Annotated in this window: 12 protein-coding genes; 9 read left to right on the top strand and 3 right to left on the bottom strand. The window is 37.6% G+C overall.

The genetic code is table 11. The features are described 5' to 3' along the window. Window positions 1–229: 229 nt before the first annotated feature. Both R3333_RS06585 and R3333_RS06580 read right to left on the bottom strand, forming a co-directional pair. Window positions 230–895, bottom strand: coding sequence for a hypothetical protein (locus tag R3333_RS06585; protein ID WP_318957995.1), 666 nt, complete (start codon window positions 893–895; stop codon window positions 230–232). A gap of 67 nt (window positions 896–962) precedes the next feature. Beyond that, window positions 963–1,484, bottom strand: a complete 522-nt coding sequence (locus tag R3333_RS06580; protein WP_318957994.1) for a hypothetical protein — start codon at window positions 1,482–1,484, stop codon at window positions 963–965. A gap of 223 nt (window positions 1,485–1,707) precedes the next feature. Here R3333_RS06580 and R3333_RS06575 point away from each other — a divergent pair, with 223 nt between their 5' ends. The 6 genes from R3333_RS06575 to R3333_RS06550 are packed head-to-tail and all read left to right on the top strand — an operon-like array spanning window position 1,708 to window position 8,762. Further along, a complete protein-coding gene (locus R3333_RS06575) occupies window positions 1,708–2,901 on the top strand; it encodes a pyridoxal phosphate-dependent aminotransferase (RefSeq protein ID WP_318957993.1) in 1,194 nt (397 codons plus the stop codon). Beyond that, the gene (locus R3333_RS06570) at window positions 2,902–3,885 is read left to right on the top strand and encodes a bifunctional ADP-heptose synthase (protein ID WP_318957992.1); all 984 of its coding nucleotides are present in this window, start codon (window positions 2,902–2,904) and stop codon (window positions 3,883–3,885) included. It abuts the gene before it with no gap. A gap of 1 nt (window position 3,886) precedes the next feature. Further along, window positions 3,887–5,713, top strand: coding sequence for a TrkH family potassium uptake protein (locus R3333_RS06565; RefSeq protein WP_318957991.1), 1,827 nt, complete (start codon window positions 3,887–3,889; stop codon window positions 5,711–5,713). A gap of 3 nt (window positions 5,714–5,716) precedes the next feature. Further along, window positions 5,717–6,451 carry a bifunctional demethylmenaquinone methyltransferase/2-methoxy-6-polyprenyl-1,4-benzoquinol methylase UbiE gene (ubiE, locus tag R3333_RS06560; protein WP_318957990.1) on the top strand — a complete coding sequence of 245 codons (735 nt, stop codon included), beginning with the start codon at window positions 5,717–5,719 and terminating at the stop codon, window positions 6,449–6,451. 29 nt (window positions 6,452–6,480) lie between these two features. After that, window positions 6,481–7,209 (top strand): porin family protein, encoded by a 729-nt coding sequence (locus R3333_RS06555; protein WP_318957989.1) that lies wholly within the window; start codon window positions 6,481–6,483, stop codon window positions 7,207–7,209. Beyond that, complete coding sequence (locus tag R3333_RS06550; RefSeq protein ID WP_318957988.1) at window positions 7,209–8,762, top strand: NAD(P)/FAD-dependent oxidoreductase; 1,554 nt, start codon at window positions 7,209–7,211, stop codon at window positions 8,760–8,762. The genes R3333_RS06555 and R3333_RS06550 overlap by 1 nt, the downstream gene beginning before the upstream one ends. Here the strand turns inward: R3333_RS06550 and R3333_RS06545 are convergent. Further along, a complete protein-coding gene (locus tag R3333_RS06545) occupies window positions 8,743–9,486 on the bottom strand; it encodes an RNA methyltransferase (protein WP_318957987.1) in 744 nt (247 codons plus the stop codon). The two genes, R3333_RS06550 and R3333_RS06545, sit on opposite strands and share 20 nt — an antisense overlap. A gap of 123 nt (window positions 9,487–9,609) precedes the next feature. On the opposite strand from R3333_RS06545, the gene R3333_RS06540 reads away from it, so the two are divergent. The 3 genes from R3333_RS06540 to R3333_RS06530 form a co-directional block, all read left to right on the top strand. Continuing rightward, window positions 9,610–12,270, top strand: coding sequence for a BamA/TamA family outer membrane protein (locus R3333_RS06540; RefSeq protein ID WP_318957986.1), 2,661 nt, complete (start codon window positions 9,610–9,612; stop codon window positions 12,268–12,270). A 162-nt stretch (window positions 12,271–12,432) separates the two neighbouring features. After that, entirely contained in the window at window positions 12,433–13,560 is a 1,128-nt protein-coding gene (locus R3333_RS06535; RefSeq protein WP_318957985.1) for a DegT/DnrJ/EryC1/StrS family aminotransferase, read from the top strand. After that, window positions 13,560–14,285 (top strand): UDP-glucose dehydrogenase family protein (locus tag R3333_RS06530; protein WP_318957984.1); only part of this gene is annotated, 726 nt, incomplete at its 3' end. The genes R3333_RS06535 and R3333_RS06530, both read left to right, overlap by 1 nt.

The raw sequence follows: 14,285 nt of genomic DNA, 5'->3' as shown, positions 1-14,285 counted from the left end.
CCCAAACACCGTTTGGGGGCAAGCTATCCACTTTAGTTCACCTTATTCATCCTTTTCATACCATCAACAATTAAGCTTCACAAGGTCGCTTTCTTGTCTGCCGTATTCAATAGTCTTCAAACAGGTAAAGCTATCGCTCCTATCTTTCACGGAAATTTCTACCAAAGTCCAGGTCAAAAAAAAGTGCAAACCTCTCGATTTACACTCTTCTATTTTCATTAATATTCTATTACTCTCTTTGTAGCTCTCCTGCTTTCCAAGCTTTAATAAAATTGCTCCATGCTACAGGGTTCAACAAGTTATTCGGTTGGGCCATCCCCATATCTCTATACAATCTTGTTTGCTGTGCTTGCTGCTCTATGTTATAACTCAAACCTGCATCCGTGGGTAATTTAGCAGCTACAAATGCCAAAGCTTCACCAGATAATTGTCGCTGTGCTTTTTTCAAGGCATCATCATAAGGATCCATTTCTACAAAAGCACGGGCAAAATCTTCACGGGAAGGCCAAGGATAAATATCAACTTGTTCAAACTCTAAGGTATCTGGATGCATAATATGTATCATATTATAGTTCTCCATTTTTAAGGTATCCGGAACAATGTAAGCGGATGTTTTAAAACCGTATACGGAGAACAATAAAGTATCCCCGGGTCTCGAAACCATACTAAAATATCCATAGTAATCAGAGATTACTCCTCTATCTGTGGTTTTATTATAAACTGCCGCGTAGGCTATGTTTTCCAAACTATCCCATGAAACAACAATACCAGAAAGTTGTACCAAATGTTCTGTACTATCTTTTGCTGTAGACTCAGTTTGCGTAGTATCACTTTCAGTTTGTCCCCAAACCGTTAATCCTACAACTAAGCTAAAAATAAGTGTTAAATATCGCATGTTATAAAGATACGGAATTATTCATTCTTCCTTGAAGACCTAACTCCTTTTTAACACAAAAAAACATTTAGAAGTTCGCTTGTAATTCGTCCTTGAGGTATTTAATGGTAATATCTGTTGGCAACTCTCCTATCTCAGCAACCAATTCTAAAATCTTCGCACTTAAATCCATTCCTGTAGCTGTTTCAGGAAGGTTTTGTCCTGCTATATTAATAATCTTAATACATTCTTCCTTGCTATCCTTCACCATCTCCCAGGCTTTGGTAGTAATAAAAATTTGTTGCGCCACGTTATGATCAAACTCTTCGCGTACAGATTCTAAAAACTTGCTTTGCAATGCCTTAGCAGGCAACCCAGGATTATGCAAACGCATCACTAAATTATTAGGAGAAATACGCTCTAATAACAATACAGCACGTTGATAGGCTTCTATTTTAGAAGGCAAGAAATGTTCTTGTCTTTCCTTTTTCAATTCAAGATTCAACAATCTAATTTCTCGTTCACCAGATTTCTTTAAAAAGAGGTACACCACTACAACCATTCCAGCGGCTGCTAAAAGGGCAATTAAAAAAGGGATAAAAGCTTCCATATATTGTTTTAGATAATAACTGTAATTTCTGCTAAAGTAACAGAAGATTTTATTTTTTTCCAGTTCCTGTTAAAAATGCCTTAAATCACCTTCATTTTAACCAAGATTACACCCCTAGAAAGTGAGATTTATAGCTTTTTTACCTTAGGGTACAAAACTATACTCTTCTAATACTTTTTTACAACACTTATTTTTTAGATTTGCATTTTTAAAATACATCGAAATGATAAATTTATCGGATAGACTATTAGCTATGGAAGAATCTGCAACCATCGCTATGTCACGTAAAAGTAGAGAATTAAAGGCCGAAGGTAAGGATGTGATTTCACTGAGCTTAGGTGAACCAGACTTCAACACGCCTGATTTCATTAAAGCTGCCGCCGTTGAAGGTATGGAGCAAAACTACACAAAGTATACTCCGGTACCAGGTTACGATGATTTATTACAAGCGATTTGCGATAAATTCAAGCGCGACAATGGATTATCATTCGAAAAGAACCAAATAGTAGTTTCTACAGGAGCTAAACAATCTATCGCCAATGTAATTATGGCCTTGATTAATCCTGGAGACGAAGTTGTTATCCCCGCTCCTTACTGGGTTTCTTATGTAGAAATCGTAAAAGTTGCAGGTGGTGTTCCAGTAATCGTAAGTGCAGATATCGATGCTGATTTTAAAATCACTGGAAAACAATTGGAAGAGCACATCACTTCAAAAACAAAATTGATGATGTTCTCTACACCCTGTAACCCAACAGGTTCTGTTTACAGTAAAGAAGAATTGAAAGATATCGCCGATACCTTGGCGAAATACCCAAATATCGCTGCTATTAGTGATGAAATTTACGAACACATCAATTTCGTAGGTAAACACGAAAGTTTAGCGCAATTCGAAAATGTAAAAGACCAAGTAATCACGATTAACGGTGTTTCTAAAGCTTGGGCTATGACAGGTTGGAGAATTGGATATATTGCAGCACCTGTTCACATTGCTGCAGCTTGTACAAAAGTTCAAGGTCAATTTACAAGTGGTACAAACAGTATTGCACAACGCGCAGCTATCGCAGCTTTAAAGGCAGATGTGGCAGTACTTGACGATATGAAAGCTGCATTTAAAGGAAGACGTAAATTAGTCTTAGAAGCTTTAACAGCAATGCCGGGTGTTAAGGTAAATGAACCAGAAGGGGCATTTTACTTCTTCCCAGACATCTCTTCTTTCTTTGGAAAGAGCTATGGAAACTACACCATTAATACAGCAAGTGATTTAAGTTTATACCTTTTAGAAGAAGCTTTAGTAGCTTTGGTAACGGGTGAAGCATTTGGAGACCCTAATTGTATTCGTATCTCATACGCTACTTCAGAAGAAGTATTAACAGAGGCTATGAACAGAATCGCTAACGCATTAGAAAAATTGGCATAAATGGAAGTAGATAGTTTACTACAATCTTTTACAGAAAAAAGAATACTGGTTATTGGAGACATGATGATTGATGCCTACCTGAAAGGTAGCGTTACGCGTGTTAGTCCTGAAGCACCAGTTCCAATAGTAAATTTCCAAGCCAAAGAGGATAGACTAGGTGGAGCAGCCAATGTGGCGCTTAACCTAAGAGCTTTAGGAGCTAAAGCTATTTTATGTGCCGTTATTGGTACAGATGAAAACAGTGTTCGCATGACGCAAATCATGGATGAACACGAACTTTCTACAGAAGGTATTATTCGTTCTGAAAATAGAATGACAACCGTAAAAACAAGAGTAATTGGTAACAACCAACAACTCTTGCGTATAGACAGTGAAGATAGCTCTGACATTAATCAAGCGCAAGAGGATGCGTTGATTGAACGTATAAAAGACCTCTTAACTACCCAAACTGTTGATGCCATTATTTTGGAAGACTACAACAAAGGAGTTTTAACAGAAAAAGTGATACGCAAAACGGTTGAATTAGCCAATGCTAAAAATATACCAACCACTGTAGATCCAAAGAAAAAGAACTTTTTCGCTTTTGAAAACGTTAGCCTATTCAAACCCAATTTAAAAGAATTGAAAGAAGGACTAGATGTTCAGTTCAATTTTGAAGAAAAGGATAAGTTTGAACAAGCTGTAAATGACTTAAGGACAAAGTTAAACTGTAACAAAACCTTCATTACCTTATCGGAAAATGGAGTTTTTATACAAGAAGAGGAAGAAAAAAACTACGTTGCCGCCCACAAAAGAAACATTACAGATGTTAGTGGTGCTGGAGATACTGTAATCAGTGTTGCTACCCTTTGTTTAGCTTCTGGTTGCACCAACAAACAGATAGCAGAAATCGCAAATTTAGCTGGAGGTTTGGTTTGCGAGCACATCGGTGTAGTTTCTATTGACAAAGAAAGACTGCGTCAAGAGCTTACAAAATTGTATTGAGATGTTTAGAAAACTAAGAGAGAAAATTAATTTATACCTCTACGATTCACGCGCAATCGTATTGTCAATTTTCTCTTCCATTCACGTATTAGTATCTATCACCATGATTGGTGTATTGATCTACTATTACGGTTTTCCTCATACTGAAGCGAGTAAATCGCATCTCATCAACTTTATTGAATATAGCTTTGCCTTCTACATCTTGCGTTATATCGTTAAGATAGTATACGACTATAACCCCATTGATTTTATAAAAAAAACATGGTTCGAGGCCTCCTTGGTTATCTTACTTCTGGTGGAAGGGATATCTTTAAATGGCTTTGGACAATTATTGATCCCCACCATATTCGAAAGTTTTGGTTTTGAAGGCTTTGCAGATGTATCCAACATTTTCATCCAGCTCTTCTTTATGCTCTATGTGGTCAATGAGATATTTAAAAACCGAAACTTTAGACCCTGGTTAAAGGTGCACCCTGGACTGCTCTTTACCATTTCCATTTTGATGATAATGTTCATGGGAGCTGGAATGTTAATGCTTCCGGAAATGAGTAAAATACCTGGTGGTATGTCCTTTACTGACGCCTTATTCATGTCTACATCATCCACTTCGGTTACGGGACTATCAACCATTGACATCTCGTCAATGCTTACATTTAAAGGACAAATCGTTGTACTCTTTATCATTAAAATTGGAGGATTAAACACGATTGCTTTTGCAGCCTTATACATATTAATTGCCAAGTTCGGAGTTGGATTAAAACAGCACGAGGTAATTGAAGATTTTGTAAACAAAGACTCTTTACTAAACACCAATTCCATGTTTGGTAAAATTGTTCTTTGGAGTACGGTGATAGAAATCATTGGTACTTTCTTAATTTTTATCTTATTAGAACCGATTGGAATGTTTGCCGATACAGGTGACAGACTGTTCCACAGTGTATTCCATGCCGTATCAGGTTTCAATAATGCGGGGTTAACTATTATCCCCGGAGGTTTAATGAACCCTTTAACGGCTGATAACTTTTTATTACACGGTGTTATCATGCTATTGTTCTTCCTTGGAGGATTTGGTATGATTTACTTGTTCGACTTATTCGAAATTAAGCGTTTGAGAGAGCGAATGAAAATGCCTTGGAAAACCATCAATTTTGGAACGAAAATCAGTTTGTATTTCACCCTTGGTTTAATCGTTGCAGGTGCATTTGTTTTCTTAATTTTCGAATACAACAACACCTTAGGCGAAACCAACTTCTTTGGATCTTTTGTTACGGCACTTTTTGAATCTTTAACCACTCGAAATGCCGGTTTCAATACTGTAGCAACAGAAGCGCTCTCCTTACCTGTAACCATCTTTTTTCTCTTCCTTATGTTTGTCGGAGCCAGTTCAGGGTCAGCCGGAGGGGGTATTCGTACTTCTACCTTTGCGGTAATCTGTGCCTCTGTAGTTTCGACCATAAAAGGAAAACCAAATACAGAACTTTTTAAACGTAGTATAAATAACGATGTGGTATTAAAAGCCTACTCCATTTTTGTTTTCTTCGTTTTAGGAAATATAGTTGGTACATTTGCACTTGCAATTACAGAGCAAGATGCACTGGCGGCAGGTAAGTTCACCTTTTTAGACATCGTTTTCGAACATGTTTCTGCAGCAAGTACCGTTGGTTTATCACGCGGAATCACTGCAGATTTGAGTATCGGTGGAAAATATGTATTAATTGTCGCCATGTTTATAGGAAGGGTTGGAACATTAACCCTTGCTTATTTGTTTGGAAAAGAGGTATTGAGTAAGAAATATAAATATCCATCAGGTCATACGATGGTAGGTTAAGTTATGAGCGAAAAGAAAGTGGTTAAACCTTACAACGAGGGAAATAAATCAAAGAAGGAAGAAGTAGCAGAAATGTTTAACAACATCTCAGCGAAGTACGATTTTTTAAATCACTTCTTATCTCTTGGTATTGATAAGCTTTGGAGAAAAAAGGCAATCAAAAAACTAGGAACAATTCAGCCTAAACGCATATTAGACCTTGCTACGGGTACGGGAGATTTTGCTATCGCTGCATTAAAATTGAACCCAGAAAAAGTAGTAGGTGTTGATCTTTCTCCAGGTATGCTGGAAGTTGGGAAGCAAAAAATGAAAAAGAAAGGTGTAGACCACATCATTTCTATGGAACAAGGAGATTCTGAAAACCTTCCTTTCGACGACAATTACTTTGACGGTTTAACTGTCGGGTTTGGAGTAAGAAATTACGAGAATTTAGAAAAGGGATTGTCTGAAATGTTGCGAGTTATTCGCAAAGATGGAATGGCTGTTATTTTGGAGTTTAGTAAACCTAAAAAGTTTCCAGTAAAACAATCCTTCAACTTCTATTCAAAAAATATAATTCCTTTACTAGGAAAATCTATCTCTAAAGATAGTAGCGCTTACACTTATTTACCAGAGTCTGTTGCTGCTTTCCCAGAAGGTCAAGATTTTATAGATATCTTAGAAAAGGTAGGATACAAAGATGTTACCGCAACCTTAGTAAGTGGTGGTATTGCTACAATTTATGTAGGTAGAAAATAATTTTTTCATCCTACTATCGTTTGTAAACTATGATGAATTTGAGAAATACAGTATTAACGCTACTCTGCTTGGTTAGCTTGGGTGCTTTTGCCCAGCGTAATGAAAAGCCAAAGAACTACAGGAAGTTTGATGAAAAACAACTTCACTTTGGTTTTATGTTAGGGGTGAATACTGCTGATTTTTCAATGACTCCGAAAACGAACCTATTGCAAGATTACGATCTACTTTATGTACAAAATCGTAAACAACCAGGCTTCCAACTCGGAATCATTACAAGTTTGAAATTAGGTCACCCTACCTTAAGGCTGAGGTTTATTCCTTCCCTTTCTTTTCAGGAAAGATTACTCACCTATAAATTTAGGGATCCAGCAGATAGCACTTTATTTCTACCGGAAGAAACAGAACGTGTGGAATCTACCAATTTAGATTTCCCACTTCTATTGAAATACAGAACCTTACGCTACAACAATTTTGCAGCGTACTTAGTGGGTGGTGCCCAGTATACACTTGACCTACAAACGAAAGCCAACTCTTCACAAAGTATAAAAGACCCATTTATTAAAATCAATCAACATGATTTTCAAGGACAAATTGGTGCAGGAGTTGACTTCTTCTTACCTTACTTTAAGTTTGGACTTGAGTTAAAAATGAGTCACAGCTTTGGAAATGTGCTTATCCAAGACAATACTTACATCTCGGATCCAATAGACAGATTGCAGAACCGCGTTTGGTGGTTTAGTATTACCTTTGAAGGATAATGAATACACTTGTTCAAATTACAGTACTTCCGCATCAGCAGGAAGATGAAGCCCTTATTTTACGCTTAGCGAAAGAAAAAGCTAAAATTAAAGCCAAAGACTTTGAGGGTTGGCGTATACGTAAACGCTCCATTGACGCGCGAAGAAAACCTGTAAAAATAAACCTTCAGGTAGAGTTTTGGACGGAAGGAAATGCTCCTACTTTGGTGAATCATTTCACTCCAGCCAAAGAAAAAATAAACAAAGAAATTCATATCATTGGCGCTGGACCTGCAGGTTTATACGCTGCATTAAGAGCCATTGAAGCAGGTGCCAAACCTATCCTTTTTGAACGTGGAAAAGACGTGAGAGCAAGAAGAAGAGACTTGGCCAAAATAAACAAAGAACAAGTTGTAAATCCAGAATCCAACTACTGTTTTGGAGAAGGTGGCGCAGGAACTTATTCTGACGGTAAACTTTACACGCGTTCAAAGAAAAGAGGAAACGTTCTTAAAGGAATGGAATGGTTGGTCAATTTTGGTGCGGATGAAAACATCCTTATTGATGCACATCCACACATAGGAACCAATAAACTTCCTCAAATCATAACTGCCATACGTGAATGTATCATAGAGAATGGCGGTGAAGTTCACTTTGAATCGAAATTAACAGATATAGCGGTTGAAAACTACACGCTAAAGTCTATTACAATTAACAATCAGGATGTATATCCTTGTGAAAATTTAGTACTTGCTACCGGTCATTCTGCGCGTGATATTTTTGAATTACTTCATAAACGTCATATTAAAATAGAGGCTAAACCTTTTGCGTTAGGTGTCCGCATCGAGCACCAACAAGAGTTAATTGACGAAATTCAATATCATGGAGAAAAAACCAACGACAACCTCCCCCCTGCTTCTTACAGTCTAGTAGAGCAAGTGGATGGTATGGGGGTATACTCTTTCTGTATGTGTCCGGGTGGAATTATAGCTCCATGTGCGACCGATAAAGAAGAAGTTGTCACAAACGGATGGAGTCCAAGTAAGCGTAACAACCCCTACTCCAACTCCGGTATAGTGGTAAGTGTTTCTCCAGAAGATTTACCCAACTACACTCCCGAAAATCCCTTCGTGGCTTTAGACTTTCAGAAAAAAGTAGAAAGAGATTGTTGGATTGCTGCAGGAAAAACACAACGTGTTCCCGCTCAACGTATGATAGACTTTGTGGAAGGTAAAGTATCTGAAGACTTCCCTAAAACATCTTACCAACCGGGTATTGTAAGTGTTGACCTCAATAAAGTTTTACCCGGAATTATTGCCAACCGTTTGCGCGAAGCATTTATAGAGTTTGGAAAAAAGATGAAGGGGTACTATACCAATGAAGCTGTATTGCACGCTCCAGAATCAAGAACCTCATCTCCTGTTTCTATTCCAAGAGACCCCATAACCTTGGAACACGTGGAGGTAAAGGGACTTTACCCTTGCGGCGAAGGTGCAGGATATGCTGGTGGAATTATGTCAGCAGCTATAGATGGAATTAATTGTGTAGATAAAATTATAGAGAAGTTTGTCTAGCAAATTCTGATAACAACACGGCACTCGCAATAGATACATTTAAAGATTCTCCTTCTCCTAGTTTCGGTATGGTTATCGGGTGCGTAATGCAAGAAATAATTTCAGGTGTTATACCCTTACCTTCATTTCCCATGATTAGAATCCCTTCTGCGTTCAGTTGAGTGGTGTACACGTTTTCACCTTCTAAAAGTGCGCCATATTTAGGCAAAGGAGAGTTTGTTAAATAATCCTTTAAATCAACATAGCTAATTGCTACCCTAAAAACCGATCCCATGGCTGCTTGCACAACTTTAGGATTGTAAACATCTACGGTTTCCTTTGAACAAACAATCTCCTTAACACCAAACCACTCAGCAGAACGTATAATAGTCCCCAAATTACCTGGATCCTGAATATTATCCAACACCAAGGTTAATCCTTTGGCTTTCGCTTTCACTTCCAAGAAATTCGCAACGGCTAAAACACCCTGTGGATTTTTCAAATTAGAGATTCCTTTCAGGTCCTTTTCATTTACCTCCAGCAATTCAACATGTGCAGGTACTCTATTCCTATCTAGGTTTGCTTGTGCAGTGACATAAACTTTTTCAACTTTTTGGGGGGCGTGAATTAACAATTCTTCAACAGGTTTTACACCTTCCACAACAAATTGAGCCTCGCTTTGTCGAAACTTTTTTATAGCCAAAGCGTTAACAGCCTTTTTCTCTGCTTTTGAAATTGAATGCATAGAGCAAAAATAGTAGAAGTTCCAAGAAGTAAATTGAGTTCGAAACAAATTTTAATCCTTCATCAAGATAAACCCCTTACGTATTTCTATTTATATTATTTTCGTTAAACATTTAGAGCATCAATGATTGGACGTATTTTTCTTTCTTTTACCCTACTCTTGAGTTTTGTCTACGGCTTAAATTCATGCAGACAAAGCAAGCACGTTCCTGAGGGCTCTTATCTCTTAAAGAAAAACAAGGTAATTGCCAGTACCGATAGCATAGACATTTATGATATTGAAGAGGTAATTAAACAAAAGCCCAACCATAAATCACTTGCTTTTTTCAAGCTAAAACTTCAGGTATACAATGCAATAGACTCTGCCAAAGTTGCGAACAAACGTGCAAAGAAGAATCAAAAGATTCGCGAGAAGAACAAGGAAAGAAAAGCCAAAAACATTCGCATCAACAAAGCTAGAATGCGCAAAGCTATAGAGAGAGGAGATTCTTTGTACAAACCCAAAAAACTCACCCTAAAAGATACACTTGAACCTCGTAAATTCTTTCGAGAATGGTTGAAATATGAGATTGGAGAGGCTCCTGTAATTTTCGATTCTACCTTGATGCATAGATCGGTTGATCAGATTGAAAAATATTTACACGCTCGTGGTTATTACGATGCACAAGTGAGTGATTCTACGAAATTAAAATGGGGACGTAAAATTAAAGTCATCTATGAAATTGAAGCAGGACAACCCTACATTGTAGACAGTGTATACGTTGTAGGAGATAATCTTTCTGTTTTATCTACCTATGAACGCTTTAAAAAAGACCCTTCTTTTCAATTAGAAGCTCCTTTTATTTTTGACACGGATCTCTTGGACGACCAAAGAGAGCTCATTGCTAAAGACCAACGAGATGATGCGAAATATGGATTTTTCAAATCTCACATCACCTTCGAAGCCGATACTACTGTGGGGGATCACAAAGTTCATTTGGGCATCGTTTTCAATGAAAGGTACGTGAAGGACCCCGAGGACGAAGAAAAGACAAAAATGAAAAAATTTGGAACCAACTATGTCTCTAAAGTTGTTTTCCACATTATAGATACTACCTACTTAGACAAACCTTATAAATATTACACAGACCTTTACGGGGTGGGAGAAAAAAAAGAGGGTTACCTACAAACCTTTGATACTTTGCACTTTAATCAATACCATCCAATAGAAAAAGAAAGTGATAGTATTTTTAGAATTGCGGAGTTCTATTACAACGGAAAACTGATCGTTGAACCTGAACTCATAGAGTACTGTAACTTTCTTGAAAACGAAAATTACTACAAAGAATACTACCTCACACGCAGCTATTCTCGCCTTGTAGAAATGGGAATATTTCAAAGTATTAAACCCAAATTAATCGAAGTGCCGGGTAAAAATCAGGTAGAAGTGCACTACTACTTAGTACCTGCTCTTAAACAATCCTTCGGGTACGAAACCAAAGCTACCAACTCCAATGGTTTCTTAGGATTAGCCGCATCCGTAAACTACAAAAACAAAAATCTCTTTGGAGGAGGAGAGCGCTTCACGCTTAGTTTTGGAGGAGGATTAGAGTCACAACCTATAGTTTTTGCGAACTCCACAGATGGTTCAGATCAAAATAACGGCAGAAGTTTGAACACCTTTGAATTTGGTCCGACAGCAAAAATAGAAATACCCGGAATTCGTCCCTTTGTGCACTACAGAAAGCTTTCCAAAAGACATTACCCACAAACTATTATTTCAACGGCTTACAGCATTCAGCAGAGAGAGGATTTCAACAGACAGTTACTTCAGTTAAACTATGGTTTCAAATTCAATGTTCTGAAAAAACAAGTGGTACAATTAGGTTTCCCTTTGCTTTCTTCCATTCAATATGTGAACCTTGATAAAACAACAGAATTTCAGCAACGTTTAAACGATTTGAACGATTTGTTTTTGTTAAACACCTATAGCGATCAGTTCATCTGGAAAGATATTAGAGCTACTTATGAATTGACAAACAAAGCTGTTACCAAAGGAAACTTCATTTATTACTACGATGCAGAATTTGACATTGCAGGTATGGTATTAAGAGCTTTAACACAAAATGCACCCTTGAATGCAGACGGTTACAAAGAATTTATTGGTGTACGTTATTCTGAATTTATCCGCTTAGACAATGAATTAAAGCTCTACCAAAATTTTAAAAATAAGAGAAGCATCAATTTCAAAATGAATTTGGGCGCTGGTCTTCCTTTAAGAAATAACGGTACATCCCTCCCTTTTGACTACAGTTTCTTTGGCGGTGGAGCCAATGACAACAGAGGTTGGAGAGCTAGATCTTTAGGGCCAGGAACATACAAAGCCTACCTAGATTCAACCGGTACAGCGACGCAAGCAGGTGACATACGTATAGGAGGAAGTATGGAATATAGATTCCCACTTGGCAGCTCTTTAAGAGGTGCATTATTCTGCGATGCAGGTAACATATGGACCATCAATGAAGACCCCAACCGTGTGGGGAGTAAGTTTTCTGCTGACTGGTATAAGCAATTGGGGATTGCTGGCGGTTTCGGACTTCGTTTTGACCTAGACTTCTTCGTAATCCGTTTTGACATAGGTATCCCTTTACGTAACCCTGCACTTCCTGCAAACGCTCGATGGGTATGGCAAAGTAGAGCTCCAATAAATGATGAGCTGCTCAATTATTACGGTCAAGATTACGACACAAAAAACATCGCTCCATTTGAACCGCGATTCCATTTAGGTATAGGTTATCCCTTCTAGTTAAAAACTTTAAAAAGCCTTCTAGAATCTAAGGAGTTTAATTATCTTTAACCCCTTAGGCAAACAAGTATAATTTTAGTTTAAAACTTGCGTTAGTTCTTCGAGTTCGTCAAAAGAATTTCGAGCCTTTAGAAGTGAAACACTTCGTTAAACAAACTTGCAATGAAGAAAATACAAATGGTTGATCTCGTTACACAATACGAGAACATAAAGGAAGAAGTACAAACTTCAATCAACAGCATATTAGAAAAAGCCCAATTTATTAACGGACCAGACGTTCATGCTTTCAAAGAAGAGTTAGAAAACTACTTAGGAGCAAAACATGTTATTCCATGTGCCAATGGAACGGACGCTTTACAAATTGCCATGATGGCATTGGACTTGAAGCCTGGTGATGAAGTAATCACTCCATCTTACACATATATTGCAACAACAGAGGTTATGGGCTTATTGCGCTTAAAACCTGTATTTGTTGATTGTGACCCCAAAACTTTTAATATAGATCCTGAGGCTATTCGCAAAGCAATTACGCCAAATACGAAAGCTATTGTTCCTGTGCACCTGTATGGTCAGGCTTGTAACATGGAAGAGATCAAGGCAATCGCTGAAGAACACAATTTGTACATCATAGAAGATAATGCACAAGCCATAGGTAGTGATTACACTTTCTCTGATGGAAAGAAGGTAAAAACAGGTACCATAGGTGATATTGGTTGTACCTCTTTCTTCCCTTCGAAAAACTTAGGATGTTACGGAGATGGAGGAGCATTGTGTACGAACAACGATGAGTTAGCAGAAAAAATCAAAATGATTGCTAATCATGGACAAAGCAAGCGTTACTACCACGACAGAGTAGGTTGTAACAGTAGATTAGATACTATTCAAGCAGCCGTGTTGCGCATTAAATTGAGAAAATTAGATGATTACATTACAGCAAGAAGAAAAGCAGCTGCTTACTACGATAACTTCTTTGCAGATTTTAACAATGTAACTACTCCTCATAGAGACGAAAAAACAAACCACGTATTTCACCAATACACCTTACAATTAGAAGGCATTGATAGAGATGGATTAGTTGAACATTTGGCAGCAAAAGATATTCCTGCCATGATTTATTACCCTGTTCCAGCTCACCGCCAGAAAATGTTTGCCGAACTAGAAACAGAATGTGGTGATTTAACCACCACAGATTGGTTAACTTCTAGAGTTATCTCTCTTCCAATGCACACAGAATTAGAAGAAGAACAATTGGCTTTCATCTGTAACAGTGTTAAAGAATTTATTAAGTAATGAAAAAGATTGCAGTAATTGGAACAGGTTATGTTGGTCTTGTAACGGGAACATGTTTTGCCGAAACAGGAAACAATGTAACGTGTGTAGATATAGATGAAAATAAGGTAGAACAAATGAGAAAAGGTGTGGTTCCGATTTACGAACCACATTTAGATGTTATTTTCGAGCGTAACATCAAAGCCAACAGAATTAATTTCACTACCAACTTAGAGGAAGCTGTTGAAGAGGCTGAAATTATCTTTTTAGCACTCCCTACACCTCCAGGTGAAGATGGAAGCGCAGATTTAAGTTATGTGTTAGGTGTTGCTGAATCTCTCGGTAAAATCATTAAAGAATATAAAGTAATTGTAGATAAATCAACCGTTCCTGTTGGAACTGCAGAATTGGTTGCTGAAGCCGTTGCAAAGCATACAGATATTCCATTCGCTGTAGTTTCAAACCCAGAATTTTTAAGAGAAGGTTTTGCCGTTGACGATTTCTTAAATCCTGACAGAGTTGTTATTGGAACTGAAGATGAAAAAGCGAAGCAAATTATGTCTGAGCTCTACAAGCCTTTCATCAGAGATGGACATCCCTTAATTATTATGGATGAAAAATCTGCGGAGCTTACGAAATATGCGGCCAATTCTTTCTTGGCAACAAAAATTACCTTTATGAATGAAATTTCTAATTTCTGTGAAAAGGTAGGAGCGGATGTTGACATGGTGAGAAAAGGAATAGGT

Origin of the sequence: Lishizhenia sp. (genome assembly GCF_033720595.1) — a bacterium.
Taxonomy (GTDB): domain Bacteria; phylum Bacteroidota; class Bacteroidia; order Flavobacteriales_D; family Crocinitomicaceae; genus Lishizhenia.
Note: the sequence above shows the minus strand (reverse complement) of the source record. Positions and strands in the feature narration are given on the sequence as shown.